This is a genomic window from Arenimonas alkanexedens (assembly GCF_054781355.1).
The window spans coordinates 207,026-223,233 of record NZ_BAAGUO010000003.1; the positions used below are offsets into that span (position 1 = coordinate 207,026).

At 66.7% G+C, this 16,208-nt stretch carries 13 protein-coding genes; 5 read left to right on the forward strand and 8 right to left on the reverse strand.

Going from position 1 to position 16,208, the window contains the following annotated elements; translation table 11 throughout:
* Window positions 1-43: 43 nt before the first annotated feature.
* The 5 genes from ACYVGY_RS08960 to dnaA form a co-directional block, all read right to left on the reverse strand.
* Window positions 44-1,081, reverse strand: a complete 1,038-nt coding sequence (locus ACYVGY_RS08960; RefSeq protein WP_460457145.1) for a lysostaphin resistance A-like protein — start codon at window positions 1,079-1,081, stop codon at window positions 44-46.
* A gap of 46 nt (window positions 1,082-1,127) precedes the next feature.
* A complete protein-coding gene (gene gyrB / locus ACYVGY_RS08965; RefSeq protein ID WP_460457146.1) occupies window positions 1,128-3,575 on the reverse strand; it encodes a DNA topoisomerase (ATP-hydrolyzing) subunit B in 2,448 nt (815 codons plus the stop codon).
* 129 nt (window positions 3,576-3,704) lie between these two features.
* Window positions 3,705-4,787 (reverse strand): DNA replication/repair protein RecF, encoded by a 1,083-nt coding sequence (gene recF / locus ACYVGY_RS08970; protein ID WP_460457147.1) that lies wholly within the window; start codon window positions 4,785-4,787, stop codon window positions 3,705-3,707.
* 91 nt (window positions 4,788-4,878) lie between these two features.
* Window positions 4,879-5,979 (reverse strand): DNA polymerase III subunit beta, encoded by a 1,101-nt coding sequence (gene dnaN / locus ACYVGY_RS08975; protein WP_460457148.1) that lies wholly within the window; start codon window positions 5,977-5,979, stop codon window positions 4,879-4,881.
* A gap of 234 nt (window positions 5,980-6,213) precedes the next feature.
* Window positions 6,214-7,542, reverse strand: coding sequence for a chromosomal replication initiator protein DnaA (gene dnaA / locus ACYVGY_RS08980; protein ID WP_460457149.1), 1,329 nt, complete (start codon window positions 7,540-7,542; stop codon window positions 6,214-6,216).
* 178 nt (window positions 7,543-7,720) lie between these two features.
* Between dnaA and rpmH the strand changes: the two genes are divergently transcribed.
* From rpmH to ACYVGY_RS09005, 5 genes are all read left to right on the forward strand, one after another.
* On the forward strand, window positions 7,721-7,861 hold the full coding sequence (gene rpmH / locus ACYVGY_RS08985; RefSeq protein WP_026817103.1) for a 50S ribosomal protein L34: 141 nt from the start codon (window positions 7,721-7,723) through the stop codon (window positions 7,859-7,861).
* 51 nt (window positions 7,862-7,912) lie between these two features.
* Window positions 7,913-8,350: a ribonuclease P protein component gene (gene rnpA, locus ACYVGY_RS08990; protein ID WP_460457150.1), complete on the forward strand. Its 438-nt coding sequence runs from the start codon at window positions 7,913-7,915 to the stop codon at window positions 8,348-8,350.
* Between the two features lie 51 nt (window positions 8,351-8,401).
* Window positions 8,402-10,138 (forward strand): membrane protein insertase YidC, encoded by a 1,737-nt coding sequence (gene yidC, locus ACYVGY_RS08995; RefSeq protein WP_460457151.1) that lies wholly within the window; start codon window positions 8,402-8,404, stop codon window positions 10,136-10,138.
* Window positions 10,139-10,225: 87 nt separating this feature from the next.
* Window positions 10,226-11,551: a tRNA uridine-5-carboxymethylaminomethyl(34) synthesis GTPase MnmE gene (mnmE, locus tag ACYVGY_RS09000; protein ID WP_460457152.1), complete on the forward strand. Its 1,326-nt coding sequence runs from the start codon at window positions 10,226-10,228 to the stop codon at window positions 11,549-11,551.
* A 143-nt stretch (window positions 11,552-11,694) separates the two neighbouring features.
* A complete protein-coding gene (locus ACYVGY_RS09005) occupies window positions 11,695-12,687 on the forward strand; it encodes an energy transducer TonB (protein WP_460457153.1) in 993 nt (330 codons plus the stop codon).
* Window positions 12,688-12,754: 67 nt separating this feature from the next.
* On the opposite strand, the gene ACYVGY_RS09010 is transcribed toward ACYVGY_RS09005, so the two are convergent.
* The 3 genes from ACYVGY_RS09010 to ACYVGY_RS09020 are packed head-to-tail and all read right to left on the reverse strand — an operon-like array spanning window position 12,755 to window position 16,103.
* A complete protein-coding gene (locus ACYVGY_RS09010) occupies window positions 12,755-13,930 on the reverse strand; it encodes an ABC transporter permease (RefSeq protein WP_460457154.1) in 1,176 nt (391 codons plus the stop codon).
* Window positions 13,927-14,661: an ABC transporter ATP-binding protein gene (locus ACYVGY_RS09015; protein WP_460457155.1), complete on the reverse strand. Its 735-nt coding sequence runs from the start codon at window positions 14,659-14,661 to the stop codon at window positions 13,927-13,929. Before ACYVGY_RS09015 ends, ACYVGY_RS09010 begins: the two co-directional genes overlap by 4 nt.
* Window positions 14,658-16,103: an alpha/beta fold hydrolase gene (locus tag ACYVGY_RS09020; RefSeq protein ID WP_460457156.1), complete on the reverse strand. Its 1,446-nt coding sequence runs from the start codon at window positions 16,101-16,103 to the stop codon at window positions 14,658-14,660. Before ACYVGY_RS09020 ends, ACYVGY_RS09015 begins: the two co-directional genes overlap by 4 nt.
* Window positions 16,104-16,208: the final 105 nt, after the last annotated feature.

Consider the following 16,208-nt stretch of genomic DNA (forward strand, 5'->3'; position numbering starts at 1 on the left):
GGAAGTCCCCGGCCGACGGTTGGCAGGCAGTGTAACCCCGGACTCAGGAAGCCGAATACGCCAGTGCGAACAGTGCGATCGCGTTGGTAACGACATGGGCCAGGGCCACCGCCAGGAACCGGCGGGTGCGCAGGTACACCGCGCCGAAAACCAGCCCCATGGCGACGTAGATGCCCGTCATGGCCAGTTGAGCGAGACCGCTGCCGCCGCCGGGGCTTATCTCGTGCAAGATGCCGAACACGGCGGCGCTAAGCGCCAGGCCGGCAATCGGCCGACCCAGCACTGCGAAACGACGCAGCAGCAGGTGCCGGAAGAACAGCTCTTCGCCCAGTGGCGCGACCAGCGCCACCATCAGGAATGCCAGCGCGGGCTGCTCGCGAAGCAAGGACACTACCGGCGCGAGATTGCTGGGTTCAAGGTTCAGGCCTGCGCCACGCAGGGCCCACAGCAGGCCCATGGCGGACAGCTGCAGCAGCAGCCCCGCCACCACCGCCATCGCCATGGCGCGGCCCAGGGGCATCGGCGCCGGCAGGCTGGGCAGTTGCCGTGCACGCAGCCACCACGCCAGCAGCGCCGCCAGCCCGGCGGCGCCCAGGGCAATCACGATCATGGGGCGGGCCAGTCGTTCTGGCAGGCTCTGCATGCCGTCGGCCAGACTGGCCAGCGGTGACACACGAATCTCGGTGATCGGGCAGCCTGCGGCATTTACCAGGGCCGGTCCGTCGATATGCGGGCGCTGGCCGGTGTGCGGGTGCAGTTCGAAATAACCGAGTACGCCGGGCTCGTGTGCCCCTTCCGCCTCGTGGGGCAGCATCCACACGTTCATGAACTTCGGAATGGTGCGGCCGTCCGGCGCGTGGCTGGGGAGCAGTTCACCCTGACGGAACAGCACGTCCTTGACCGCGGTCTCGTTCCAGCGCTCGGCCTGGCAGGGCTGGAACGTCAGCTGCACGCGCTGTGGGCCGTACTCTTGCGCGCGCTGGTACTGAACCACCAACGGCGCGGCAAGCACCAGGGTCAAGGCGATGGTAGCGCCAAAATAAACCAGCAGGTCCAGTGCCGCGGCACGAAGTGGAAGCATCCGCCACCATTTCGAGAAACGGTGGCGGACGGATGACGCCCCGTCGTCAGACGTCGAGGTTGGCGACACGCAGCGCGTTGTCCTCGATGAACTCGCGGCGCGGCTCGACCACGTCGCCCATCAGCGTCGAGAAAATCTGATCGGCTGCGACGGCGTCCTCGATGCGCACCTTCAGCAGGCGACGCGTCTCGGGATTGACCGTGGTTTCCCACAGCTGTTCCGGATTCATTTCACCCAGGCCCTTGAAGCGCTGGATCATGCGGCCCTTCTTGGCTTCCTCGAGCAGCCATTCCTGGGCCTGTACGAAGCGGGCGACCGGCTGGGTCTTGCCGCCGCGCACCACGGCGGCGCCCGGCTGCAGCAGGCCGTGCAGGGTGGCGGCCATTTCGTTGATCTGGCGCAATTCACCGCCCAGCAGCTGCGCGGCAGCCAGCACCTGGGTCGCGGCCAGGCCGTGGTGCTGCTTCTGCACGACCAGGGCACCGGCGTGTCCGTCTTCAGCGCTGGGCTGGATCGAGAACACGTAGCGCGCGCGGCCCAAGCCCGTGGCATTGAGGCGCTTCTCGAGCTCGCGGCACCAGGGCGCCATGCGTGCTTCGTCCTTGAAATCAGCGGCCGTGAGCGGCGGCATCTCGAGCATCGTTTCGAGCACCGGCGAATCCACGCGGTGCGCGAATCGGGTAATGGTTTCGCGCGCGGCGACGAAGTCGAGCAGGAGTTTTTCCAGCGCCGCACCGGAGATCGCCGGCAGGCCTTCGCCCGGACGAAGCTCGGCATTCTCGACGGCGTTGTTGACGAGGTAGGCGTTGAGCGCACCGTCGTCCTTGAGGTACATCTCGTTCTTGCCCTGCTTGATCTTGTAGAGCGGCGGCAGGCCGATGTAGATGTGGCCACGCTCGATCAGCTCGGGCATCTGCCGATAGAAGAAGGTGAGCAGCAAGGTTCGGATATGCGAACCGTCGACGTCGGCGTCGGTCATGATGATGATGCGGTGGTAGCGCAGCTTGTCCGGGTTGTACTCGTCCTTGCCGATGCCCGTGCCGAGCGCGGTGATCAGCGTGCCTACTTCGGCGGACGCGAGCATGCGGTCAAAGCGCGCTCGCTCGACGTTCAGGATCTTGCCCTTCAGCGGCAGGATGGCCTGGGTCTTGCGGTTGCGGCCCTGCTTGGCGGAGCCACCGGCGGAGTCACCCTCGACGATGAACAGTTCGCTGAGCGCGGGGTCTTTTTCCTGGCAGTCGGCCAGCTTGCCCGGCAGGCCGGCGATATCGAGCGCACCCTTGCGGCGGGTAAGGTCGCGGGCCTTGCGCGCAGCTTCGCGCGCACGCGCGGCATCGACGATTTTTCCGGCAATTGCGCGCGCTTCGTTCGGACGTTCCTGCAGGAATTCCTCGAGCTTCTGCCCGATCACCGACTCCACCGCCGGACGCACTTCGGACGAAACCAGCTTTTCCTTGGTCTGCGAACTGAAGCTCGGGTCCGGCACCTTCACCGACAGCACGGCGATCATGCCTTCGCGCATGTCGTCGCCGGACAGCGCGATCTTGGCCTGCTTGGCGATGCCGTTCTGCTCGATGTAATTGCTGAGCGTACGGGTCAGGGCCGCGCGGAAGCCGATTAGATGGGTGCCGCCGTCCTTCTGCGGGATGTTGTTGGTGAAGCAGAACATCGTTTCCTGGTAGGAATCGGTCCACTGCACCGCGATGTCGACGACAATGCCGTCCTTCTCGCCCGAAGCAGAGATAACTGTTTGATGCAGCGGGGTTTTTAGCGCCGAAAGATGCTGCACGAAGCTGCGGATACCGCCCTCGTACTCGAATAGATCGCGCTTGCCTTCGCCCCGTTCGTCGACCAGTTCAATCTTGACGCCCGAGTTCAGGAAGCTCAGCTCGCGCAGGCGCTTGGCCAGGATGTCGTAGTGGAACTCGGTGTCAGTGAAGATCTCGGCGTTGGGCAGGAAGCGAAGTTCAGTGCCGCGCTTGCTCGACGGACCAATGGCCTTCAGCGGATAAACCGGCTCACCGACCGCGTATTCCTGCTGGTAGTGCTTGCCGTCGCGCCAGATGTCGAGCCACAGGCTGGACGACAGCGCGTTGACCACGGAAACGCCGACGCCGTGCAGGCCGCCCGAGACCTTGTAGCTGTTGTCGTCGAACTTACCGCCGGCGTGCAGCACGGTCATGATGACCTCGGCCGCGGAAACACCCTCTTCCTTGTGGATGTCGGTCGGAATGCCGCGACCATTGTCGGACACCGAACACGAGCCATCGGCATGCAGGGTCACGACCAGGTGGTCGCAGTGGCCTGCCAGGGCTTCATCGATACCGTTGTCGACGACTTCGAACACCATGTGGTGCAGGCCGGTGCCGTCATGCACGTCGCCGATATACATACCGGGGCGCTTGCGGACGGCCTCCAGACCACGGAGCACGGTGATCTTGCTGGAGTCGTAGGTGTTGTTCGGGGTCTGCGGCTGAATCGATTCGTCGGTCATCGCCAATCTTGTCTCGCGTTGGGCCACACCGGCGCGTAAGCGACTCCTGGGGAGGCCGCAGCGCGCCTATAGATAATGAGTGCCTAGTATAGCGCGTGAGGGCACGACGCGCCGCCCAATGGCTGGGGCTCAGGCGTCAAGCAGGCGCCCGTGTTCCACGTGGAACCGCTTCGCCGGACCCAGGGCGCCGGAAAGACCCTCCGGCGCCTCCGTGGCGGTCAGGATAACCTGAGCGCCGGAGCTGAGGACGGAAGTCAGCGCCTGATGCTGATGGGAGCGGTCGAGTTCGGACGCCAGGTCGTCCAGGCAGACCAGGGGCCATTCGCCCTTGTCCGCCGCAAAGGCGCGCGCCTGGGCCAGGATGCAGGCCAGTGCCGTGAGCTTTTCCTGGCCCCGGGACAGGGCCTCGCGGCCCGGCAGGCCCACATAGTCCACCCGCCAATCGGCGCGGTGGGGTCCAAGGCTGGTGTAGCCCAGGGCCAGGTCGCGTTCCCGCGTCAGCAGCAGAGCGTCGGCCAGCGGGCCGTCATCCCGGCGCCAACCCGGCAGGAAGCGCAGCCCGGCCTGTCCCAACTCCGGCAGGAACTCATGGGCCGTACCTGCCAGCACCGGCTCCAGACGGTCCAGATAGGTGCCTCGCAGGCGACTAAGGGATTCCCCGGCCTCCGCCAACTCCTGATCCCAGGGGGCAAGGGCCGCTGGGGAGGGGTTTCGCTTGAGCAGGGCGTTGCGCTGCTTGAGGGCGCGCGCGTACCGCCGCCAGACCGGTAGAAAGGCCGGTTCCACGTGGAACAGTGCCCAATCCAGGAATCGGCGACGGTGTTCGGCGCCTCCCGCGATCAGCTCATGGCTCCCTGGCTCGAAGGTCACCACCGCCAGTTCGGCACATAGCTCGGTCAGGCTGGGGGCGGGGGCTCCGTCCAGCCGGGCTTCCCAGTCACCGCCGGCGTGGCGCAGACCGGCCCGGCGGCTGCGGCCCTGGCCGTCCAGCCATTCGGCGTAAAGCTCAAGGTTCGGGCTGCCGGTGCGGATCAGGCCGTCGCGGACCCGGCCGCGGAAAGAACGGCCGTAGCCCAGCAGGTGGATGGCTTCGATCAGGCTGGTCTTGCCGGCGCCGTTGCTGCCGGTCACCAGGTTCAGGCCGGGCGCGGGCCGAAACTCTACCCGTTCGAGACAGCGCAGCCGCTGGATATCCAGGCGGGTCAGCTGCATGTCGAGACGGCCAAGGTGTGGGCTGGCAGACGCCCGAAACGACACCGCCCGGCAAGAGCCGGGCGGCGGGATGTTGCGGGAAAGCAGCCAGTCACAGACGCAGCGGCATCACCACGTGGCGGCTGCGTTCGTGGCTGGCCTCGCGGACCAGGGCCGACGAGTTGGCGTCACGCAGGTTGATGATGACGAACTCTTCGCGCAGGGCAGTGAGTGCGTCCAGCAGGTAAGTGACGTTGAAGCCAATGCCCAGACCATCCACCTTGGTTTCGGCCTCCAATTCTTCCTGCGCCTCTTCCTGCTCCGGGTTGTGAGCAACGATGCGCAGCTGGCCCGGGCTGATTTCGAGCTTTACGCCGCGGTACTTCTCGTTCGACAGGATGGCGGCGCGCTGCAGCGCCGCGCGAAGAGCCTCGCGGTCGACCTTCACTTCCTTGTCGGCGCCGATCGGGATCACCGCGTCGTAGTCCGGGAACCGCCCGTCAATGAGTTTGGAGGTGAACGTAACGTCCTCGCGGCGCATGCGCAGATGGTTGCGACCGACTTCCAGCTCGACTTCGCGGTCGCCGCCTTCAAGCAGGCGCTGGAGCTCCAGGACGCCCTTGCGCGGCAGGATGATCTGCTTGCGGGTCTGGGCGCCTGCCGGCAGCGGTGCTTCGCACAGCGCCAGGCGATGCCCGTCGGTAGCGACGCAGCGCAGGGAGTCTTCGCGCAGGTCCAGCAGGAGGCCGTTGAGGTAATAGCGCACGTCCTGCTGGGCCATGGCGAACGCGGTGCGCTCGATCAATTCCTTGAGCGCAGCTTCCGGTACCCGGATGCGTTCAACCAGGTCCAGATCCTCGACAGCCGGGAAATCGTTGCCCGGCAGGGTGGCCAGGGTGAAACGACTGCGTCCGGCCTGCACCGTCACCTTGTCGCCGTTCTGGCTGATGGTGACGCGACTGCCGTCAGGCAGGGCCCTCACGATCTCGAACAGCTTGCGTGCCGGGATCGTGGTCTCGCCCGGCTGGGCATCGTCCACGTCCGTGCGAGCCACCATCTCGACTTCGAGATCGGTGCCCGTCATCGACAGCTTGCTGCCTTCGACGCTGACCAGCAGGTTGGCGAGCACCGGCAACGTCTGCCGGCGTTCAACCACATTCACGACCTGCTGAAGGGGTTTGAGTAGGACTTCTCGCGTCAGGCTGAAACGCATGCAGATCCCCAAGCTCCAAGAGTGGATATATCAAAAAGTGGTGGTGGTGGAGGGCTGAAAATCTCCGGATAACTCACCTAAACCACTGATTTATAACACTTTAACCGTACCGCTAAGCCTGTGTGCCAGACGCCTGACGGGGTGGCACAAGTTGTGGATAACTTCGGGCCCTTCAAGGCATCCCCAGCTTGTCCACAGGCCATCCCCAGTCCTTACGGACGGGCCCCACACGCATCATTCGCTCAATTTACGCAGCAGCTTGTCCCAGTCTTCCCGCAGCTTGCCGTCGATCTCGCGCAGTTCGCGCATGACCTTGCAGGCGTGCATCACGGTCGTATGGTCCCGCCCCGCGAAGGCATCGCCGATCTCCGGCAGGCTGTGCTCGGTGAGTTCCTTGGACAGGGCCATCGCCATCTGCCGCGGACGCGCCAACGAGCGGGTCCGCCGCTTTGACAAAAGGTCCGCCATGCGCAGCTGGTAGTAGTCTGCCACGGTCTTCTGGATATTGCTGATCGACACCACCTGTTGCTGCGCCCGAAGCAGGTCGCGCAGGGTTTCCTGGGCGAACTCGGCCGTGATCGGCTTGGCCATGAAGTTGGAGCGGGCCGCCAGCGTATTGAGCGCACCCTCGAGGTCGCGGACGTTCGAGCGCATGCGCTTGGCAATCAGGTAGGCGACATCGTCGGGCAGCTTGACGCCGCGCTCGACCGCCTTCGCCGCGATGATGGCGGCGCGGGTTTCGAAGTCAGGCGGTTCGATCGCCACGCTCAGGCCCCAGGTAAGCCGGGTCTTGAGCCGGGTCTCGAGGTTTTCGACTTCGCGCGGGTAGCGATCGCAGGTCAGGATGATCTGCTGCTTGGTGTCGAACAGGGCATTGAAGGTGTGGAAGAACTCTTCCTGCGTGGTGTTCTTGCCGGCGAAGAACTGGATGTCGTCGATCAGCAGCGCGTCCACCTGTTGGAACTGGCGCTTGAACTGGTCCATGGACTTCTCCTGCAGCGACTTCATCATCGCGCTGAAGAATTGCTCGGACCGCAGGTAAAGCACCCGCATGCCCGGGTTGTTCTGCCGCATCAGGTTGCCGGCGGCGTGCATCAGGTGGGTTTTGCCCAGGCCCGAGCCGCCGTACAGCAGCAAGGGGTTGTAGGCCTTGCCCGGATTCTGGGCGACCTGCAGCGCCGCGGCGCGACCGAGCTGATTGCTGCGGCCTTCGACGAAGTTGTCGAAGGTGTAGTGACTGTCGAGATTGCCGCTGAAGGCGACCGCGGCCGCCGTCGGGCGCGCTGGCGTGGCGACGGTGCCCGCCATGGGCGCCTCGCTGCGCTTGATCGAGCCTACGGCCAGCGCCACCGGCGACGGGCCGCCGGCGAAGTGAACCATCAGTTCGCGGATCCGGTCCAGGTAGTGTTCGCGTACCTGGTCGACCACGAAGGCGTTCGGCGCGTACAGGGTCAGGCCGTCCGGGCGCGCTTCAGCTTGAAGCGGCCGTAGCCAGGCGTGTATTTCTTCGGCCGGCAGTTCGGCTTCCAGTCGTTCCAGGCAGCGGGGCCAGGCAGCATCCATGTTCAAGCGTAAGTCCGGGCGACAGCCGCGCCGGGGCGCGGCTGTGGATAAGTGAGGGGGGGACGCAGTCTAGCGCCGCTGGGCAGCGCCCGCCACGCGAAATCGGCTTGACGACTAGTCCGGCCCCCCGCTATAGTCCGCAGTCTTTTCCGCCCAAAACACTAACCGGGGTGCCAACATGGCCACCAAGCGCACATATCAGCCCAGCAACCTCAAGCGTAAGCGTGACCACGGCTTCCGCGCCCGTATGAAGACCGCCGACGGCCGCAAGATCCTCGCGCGTCGCCGCGCCAAGGGTCGGGCTCGTCTGGCCGTCTGACGCGTTGCCGCCGGTTCGCCGGCGGCTACCTGCGGGCCATTGTCTGGGACCGTGAACACGCTCCCGCCCGCCAAGCCGAAGTCTTTTCCCCCGAGCGCGCGACTGCGCGTTTCCGCTGAATTCCAGGCGGTATTCAAGGGGGCAAGGCGGCTATCCAGCCCTCAGCTGCGACTGCATGCCCACGTCCGGGCCGATGCCTCCGTGCCTCGGCTCGGCGTTGCCGTGTCCAAGAAAGTGGACAAGCGCGCCGTAGGCCGAAACCGCATCAAGCGCATGGCCCGGGAAATGTTCCGGCACGAACGCGAACAGCTTCCGGCCGGCGACTACGTGCTGATCGCCCAGCCGGGCGCCAGCAAACTCACCGGCGACGAACTCCGCGCGCAGTTCCGGCAACTGCTTGAACGCGCCCGGTCGTTGAAGCCCGCGCCCCCGCCCGGCACAATGCCGGCCACCCCGGGCGCGTCCGAACGCCCCGCCTCCGATTCCTGACCGAGACCCCGTGCCCGGCCCCGGCCCCACGCCGGCGCCTGCAGCCTGCCCATGAACCAGACCCGTACTTTCCTTTTGATCGCCTGGCTCCTCGTCGCCATGTTCCTTTTCATGGAATGGAACCGGGGGTCGGCGCAGCCCGCGCCGCCGCCGTCCGAGGCACCGGCCGAACTGGCCAACGATGCCATTCCCACCAGCGCCGACGTGCCGTCTGCCGCCGCCGTGCCGTCCGCCGTCTCGATCCCGACGCCGGGCACCGCCGCCGATGTGCCGGCGACCGCCCTGGCGGCGCCCAGCCAGGGTTTGGTCACCATCACCACGGATGTCCTGCGCCTGCAGGTGGATCCGCGTGGCGTCAGCCTGGTCGGCGCTGAACTGCTGGCCTACCCGATCGACAAGGACAAGCCCGAGCAGAAGGTGCGACTGCTCAGCACCGACCCGCTGCGCTATTCCGTCGCGCAGTCCGGCCTGGTTGCCAATGCCGGTACCGCGCCCAGCCACGAGGCGATGTTCCGCGCCGAGGACGGCCGCAGCAGCTACATGCTGGCCGACGGTAGCCAGCAGCTCGAGGTGCCGATGGTCTGGGAAGATCCGGCCACTGGTCTGAGCGTGCGCAAGACGCTGGTGTTGGAGCGGGGTTCTTACGCGATCACCCTGCGCCAGGAAATCCGCAACCAGGGCAGCGCGCCCTGGCTAGGCAACGCCTACGAGCAGCTGCAGCGCGTGCCGCCGCCGCCGACTTCGCGCACGTCCGGCCTGACCAATCCCGAGGCTTACAGCTTCGTTGGCGCCGCGTGGTACAGCCCGGAAGAAGGCTTCGAGAAGTACAAGATCCCCGACATCTTCGAAGACGGCGCGCAGTCGCGTGACGTCACCGGCGGCTGGATCTCGATGCTGCAGCATCACTTCGCCCTGGCTTGGGTGCCTTCCGAGCTAGAGTCGCAGCGCTTCTCGCTGGCGCCGCTGCCCGGCGGCACGCCGCGCTACCTGGTGCGCGGGCTGAGCGCGCCGATCGAAGTTGGTCCCGGCCTCGCGGTCACCCGTGAAACCACGCTTTGGGTCGGTCCGAAGCTGCAGGAGCAGATGCAAGAGATCGCGCCGGGCCTCAAGCTCACGCTCGATTACGGCATTTTCACCTTCCTCGCCCAGCCGATGTTCGAGTACGTGCTCAAGCCGCTGCATGACTACGTCACCGGCGGCAACTGGGGCTGGGCGATCATCCTTACGGTGTTGATCATCAAGCTGGTGCTGTACCCGCTGTCGGCCAAGCAGTACCAGAGCTTCGCCAAGATGCGCGCGATCCAGCCGCGCATCGAGTCGCTGAAGGAGCGCTACGGCGACGACAAGCAGAAGTTCCAGACGGCGATGATGGACCTGTACAAGAAGGAGAAGGTCAATCCCGCGGCCGGCTGCCTGCCGATCCTGATCACGATTCCGGTCTTCATCGCGCTCTACTGGATGCTGCTCGAGAGCGTCGAGATGCGCCAGGCGCCGTGGCTGGGCTGGATCCAGAACCTCACCGCGCCGGATCCGTACTTCATTCTGCCGGCGATCAATCTGGTGGTGATGTATCTCACCCAGAAGATGACGCCGACGCCGGGCATGGACCCGATGCAGAAGAAGATCATGACCTTCATGCCGCTGGTATTCGGCGTGATGATGGCCTTCTTCCCGTCCGGCCTGGTGCTGTACTGGTGCACCAACGGCATCCTGGGCCTGGCCCAGCAGTACGTCATCAGCAAGCGCCACGGCGACAAGCCGGCTAGCGGCTCCGCCGTCGCAAAATAAGCATCGCCTTCGTGGCTTGCGGAAAAGGGGAGCCGGTCTGGCTCCCCTTTTTCATTGTGACCTTCATCCGTGGCTAAATAGCCGCCCATGATCCAACGCGAAACCATAGCGGCGATTGCGACCGCGGCCGGAGCTGCTGGAGTCGGCATCGTGCGCCTGAGCGGCGACGGCTGCCGCGCGATCGCGGCGACCTTGCTGGGCCGGCCGCCGCTGCCGCGCCATGCCCACTACCTGCGATTCCGCGACGCCGACGGCACGGTGATTGATGACGGCCTGCTGATCTCTTTCCCTGGACCGCAGTCCTACACCGGCGAAGATGTGCTGGAGCTGCAGGGGCACGGCAGCCCGGTGCTGCTGGCGCAACTCTTGCGTCGTTGCCTGGCCCTGGGCGCACGCCCGGCACGGCCGGGTGAATTCACCGAGCGCGCTTTTCTGGAAGGTCGTTTGGATCTTGCCCAGGCCGAAGCCGTGGCCGACCTGGTGTCCGCTGGCAGCGAAGCCGCGGCGCGGGCGGCCCGGCGTTCGCTGGAAGGGGAATTCTCGCGTCGCGTCGACCACGTGGTGGAAGGCCTGACCGGACTGCGGGTCTGGATAGAAGCCGCGCTCGACTTCCCGGACGAAGAGATCGATTTCCTGGCGGCTCCCGAACTGCAGGACAAACTGAAGCGGGTCGCGGTCGACCTCGACACCCTGCGCAGCGCCGCCGAGCGCGGCCGACGCCTGGTGGACGGCCTGCACGTGGTCATCGCCGGCGCACCCAACGCCGGCAAGTCGTCCCTGCTCAACGCGCTCGCCGGCGAGGAACGCGCCATCGTCACCGAAGTCGCCGGCACCACCCGCGACCTGCTGCGCGAGCGGATCCGCATTGACGGCATCGAGCTCACCCTGGTCGATACCGCTGGCTTGCGCGATGCCCCCGACGTGGTCGAGCGCGAGGGCATTCGCCGCGCCCGCAACGAGCTCGACAAGGCCGACCTGGTGCTGGCAGTTGTGGACGCCACGGCCACCGCTGCGCCCGAACTGCCGCTACCCGAGGGGGTGCCGGTGCTGTGGCTGCACAGTAAGTCCGACTTGCTGGCCGCCCCGCCCGCGTCGTCGTCGACCGGTCGGCACCTGTGGCTGTCGGCCCGAACCGGCGAGGGCCTGGACGCGCTGCGCGGCGCGCTGCGCGAGGCGGCCGGGCTGGGCGAGGGCGCCGAGGGAGGCTTCAGCGCCCGTGCCCGCCATGTCGATGCCCTGGCTCGCGGTGCCGACGCGCTGGCCCGGGCCGCGGCCCAGCTGCACCATGGGGCCGGCGAACTGGCGGCCGAAGAGCTGCGCCAGGCCCAGGACGCCTTGGGAGAGATCACCGGTCGCGTCGATGCCGACGCGCTGCTGGGGCGGATCTTCAGCGACTTCTGCATCGGTAAATAGCCGGTACGGCCTAACAGCTGGTCACGCCGGCAGGCGCCGAAACTGTGAGGCACATCAGGCTTCGCAACGCATCCAGCTTGACAAACCGGTCAAACTCTTATGTGCTGAACGACATGATTTTGTGATTTTTTCAGGGGAAAGACATGATCGCTACGACTTCCAACCCGTCCCGCGCCCTGCGCTGGGGCATTGCGCTGGCATTGGGGCTCGCCCTTGCCGCCTGCTCCAAGGACGAGGCGGCGCCCGACGCCGCAGCGCCAGCCGCGGCTCCCGCGCAGCCTGCGGGCCCGTCTGCCGAGGAAGTCGCCGCGCAGGAGGCCGCCGAAGCCGCACTGGCCAACCTGAGCGTGGACGACCTCAAGGCCCGAGGTAGCGAGGCCTTGCGCGACCAGCGTCTGTACGCCCCGGCCGGCGACAACGCCATGGAGTACTACCTGGAGCTGCGCGCCCGCAGCGAAAAAGTCGATCCGCTGGCGGAAAGCGCCCTGATCGACCTGATGCCCTACGCCATCATCGCGGCCGAGCAGGCCATCAACCGCGAAGACTTCACCGAAGCCGAGCGCCTGCGCAACCTGATCGAAGAAACCGACGCCCAGACGCCCTCGCTGCCGCGCATTACCGACTCGATCAGCAAGGGTCGCGCCGGCGCCGCCGAGCGTACCGCCCAGGACGCGGCGCGCGAAGAACAGCGCCTGCGTGATGCGGAAGCTGCGGCCCAGCGCGCGGCCGCCGCTGCCGCCGCTGCCGCCGCGGCACCGCCGCCGACCCCGGAGCCCGAGCCGGTAGCACCGACCCCGGCACCGACGCCCGTGACCCAGGCGCCGCCGCCGGCCGCCCAGCCGACTCCGCCGCCGGCCGTCGCTCCCCGTCCGGCGCCGCAGCTGGCAACCACGCCGATCGGCATCCGTACTCCGCAGCCGCCCTACCCGGCGTCGGCGGCGCGTTCGGGCATCACCGGTGAGATCACGGTCGAGATCAGCATCGCCGCCGACGGCAGCGTCAGCAATGTTCGCGTCGTTCGCGCCATGCCGCGCGGCGCCTTTGATCGCGAGGTGCTCAACACCGTCCGCGACTGGCGCTTCCAGCCGATGGATGGTCCGGCCACGCTGACCCGCACCTTCACGTTCCGCATGTAAGCGACAGCTACACGTTCAAAAAAAGGCCCGGCATTGCCGGGCCTTTTTCATGCGGCAGCTGCCGGCCTCAGGCCGAAACCGCCAGCTGTTCGCGGTGGTAGATGCGCACCGCGACCCAGGTCAGCGCCACCGCCAGCAGCAGGCTGGCGCCGAAGCTGAGCGCGAAGTCCAACAGCGCCACCGCTTCGCCGCGGGCCAGGGCCATCACCAGCACGTTCTGCGACAGCAGCGGGACCGCCGACATCCACAGTTCGCCCTTCATCGGATTCACCATCAGGATCACCGAGGGAAGCATGGGCACCAGCATCAGCATCGACAGGTAGGTTTGCGCCTCGCGATAGCTCTTGGCGTAGGCGGCCACGATCGTCTGCAGCACCGCGAAGCACATCACCAGCGGCACCATCAACAGGCCGGCGCGCAGGATCAGGGCGGCGCCGAAGTCGATGCGCATGCCCAGGCGATCAAGCGGGATGTACTGGAAGGCCACCGAGAACGCGACCAGGCTGATCATCATGCTTGCCATGGCAAAGCCGAAGGTGGCGCCGAGCTTGCCCAGCACGATCTGTGCGCGCGTGGCCGGATTGATCAGCAATGGCTCCAGCGACTGCCGCTCGCGTTCGCCGGCCGTGGTGTCGATGGCCAGGTACATGCCGCCCAGGAAGGCACCGAGCACCAGCAGGTAGGGCAGGAAGCTCAGCAGCTGGCCGGCCCGCTGCTGGGTGCTGGCCAGGTCGCGGTTGGACACGACCACCGGCGAAAGCAGGGCGGGATGCAGTCCGCGCGCGGCGACCCGCAGCGCCGTCTGCTGGCTGGCGTAGGCCTCGAGCAGGCTGGTGATGCGCGCCGTCGGCGTGCGGCCGTCCTGGTCGGAGCTGTCGAAGATCACCTGCACCTGCGCAGTCTGGCCCTTGCGCCAGTAGTCGCCGAAGTCGGCCGGTATCACCAGCACGGCGCGCGCATCCCGGTTGCGGATCGCCGCTTCGCTGTCTTCGGGCGGCGCCTGGATCTCGACACCCTGCCGTTCCAGCCAGGCCACCAGATTGGGCGCGTGCTCGGCGCCCACCACCGGCAGCTCCAGTGGCTTCTCGGCGCTGTCGAGCTGCTTGGTGATGATGAAGCCCATCATCAGCGCGAAGAACACCGGCCCCAGCAGCGGCCCCATCACCAGCGCGTTCATCACCGTCTTGCGGTCGCGCAGGTTTTCTTTGACTTCTTTCAGGAAAACAACAAGAGCGGCCTTCATGCCATCAGTCCTTCTTCGGTGCCGATCGCCTTGACGAAGGCGTCCTCGAGGTTTTCTTCGCCGGTCTGCGCGCGAAGTTCGTCCGGCGTTCCTTCCGCGACCACCTGGCCGCGGGCAATGATGACGATGCGATCACACAGCGCCGCCACCTCCTGCATGATGTGGCTGGAGAACAATACGCAGCGGCCCTCGGCGCGTAGCTCCAGCAGGAAACGCCGCATCGCACGCGTGGCCATCACGTCCAGGCCATTGGTCGGCTCGTCCAGGATGACGTTGCGCGGGTCGTGCACCAGCGCCCTTGCGATCGCCGTCTTCACCCGCTGACCCTGCGAAAAACCTTCGGTGCGGCGGTCGATGATGTCGCTCATTTCCAGCGCGCTGCAAAGGACCTCGGTGCGCTGGGCGATCAGGGCGTCGTCCATGCCGTGCAGCTGGCCGAAGTAGCGGATGTTCTCGCGGCTGGTCAGGCGCTTGTACAGGCCGCGCGAGTCCGGCAGAACGCCCAGCCGGCGACGCACCCCCTCGGGGTCCACGTTGGCGCCGATGCCGTCCACCAGCACCTCGCCCCGGTCGGGCTTCATCAGCGTGTAGAGCATGCGCAGCGAGGTGGTCTTGCCGGCGCCGTTGGGCCCCAGCAGGCCGGTGATCTGGCCGTCGGCGGCAGTGAAGCTGACGCCGTCCACGGCGGTCACCTTGCCGAATGACTTGTGCAAATCGCGGACCTCGATCACGGCTCGCCTCCGTTGTAGTTGAGGAAGAAGGGCGTCGCGCCGAGCGGGTCCAGGCAGCTGGCGTCCAGCGCCACGGGATCGAGCTTGTCCACAAACTCGCCGACCAGTCGCGGCGTGCAGCCACGCGCCAACATGATGTGACCCTGGCCTTTGCCGACCAGGTGGCGCGCCTTGCCAAGTGACGCAAGCACCTCGTCGGCGTAGCGGGGCGGCGTCACCGGGTCGAGTTCGCCCGACAGCAGCAAGGTCGGGGTATCCGTAGTCAGCGGCGCATAGAAATCCTTCGACACCGGCCCCTTGGGCCAGACGCTGCACTGGTTGAGCGTCACCCCGACGAGGCTGTCGCCCAGCACCAGGTCACGGTCTTCGGGGCGGGCTTGCATGCGCGGCGCGTCCTCGGCGCAGATCACCGACAGCTGCATGCCGTGGTTGATCATGCCGGTCAGCGAGTCGAACACCAGCGCGGCCTGTGACACCAGCGATTCCGGCCGGCCCTTGGCGGCCTCGTCCAGGAGCAGCGGCAGCAGTGCGGCGGTTTCCGGGGCATAGGCGAACAGGCGTGCAATCAGCGCCACCGAGCCTTCGTCGAGCTTGAGCTCGCGCGGCTGGTGCGTCAGCGGATCGCGCAGGCTGACCGGCAGCGCTTCGGCACGGGCCCGGTCGCGCAGGGTGTAAAGCGTGCGGTAGGGGTCGCCGAAGGCTTCGCGGCAGCCGGTCTGGTTGGCGCAGTCGGCGAGGATCTGCTTGAGCGCGTCCTCGAGGTTGATTGCGTGCTCACTGCCCAGCACCAGGCCCGGCGGCACCACGCCGTCGAGGATGATGCTGCGCACGGCGTCGGGCTGCTGGCGCGCATATTCCTGGGCGATGCGGGTGCCGTAGGAACCGCCGTAGAGATTGAGCTGAGGTGCGCCAAGCGCCTGCCGTAGGGCTTCGACGTCGGCGGCGGCGACGCTGGTGGTGTACTGCGCCAGGTCGGCGTCAAGCGAGTCGCGGCAGTCCTGGGCGAGCTGTATCTGCAGTTCCGCGCTCGGCATTGCTTCGTCGAACTGCGCCGGTATCACGCAGGCCAGCGGCTGCGAGCCGCCGGTGCCGCGTTGGTCCATGAAGAGCAGATGCCGCTTTTCGCGCACGCGGGCCAGCGCAGGTACGGCCGAGGCATAGGTTTCGGTGGCCGACTGTCCGGGGCCCCCGGCGAAGAAGATCAGCGGGTCGGTGGCCGGCTCGGCGGCACGCGAGGCGGCCAGCGCGATCTTGAGCGTGATCTTGCGGCCTTCGGGCCGGGTCGGATCCTCGGGCACCTCCAGCGTCGCGCATTCAGCCCGGGCGGTGGCGCCGGTGCCGGCCTGGCCCAGCTGGCAGGGGGTGAATTCGAGACTGCCGAGCGTTCGTGCCGAAACCGGCAGCGACAGCAACAGCAGGGCGAGGGGCAATAATTTTTGCATGATGGCCTCGGGAGACAGGTTCAAGACAAATAGACGGCGCCGGGCGGAAAACGTGACAGCGGCCGTCCAGATACCCCTGCCTGCGCCCGAGCGATTGCGACCTGC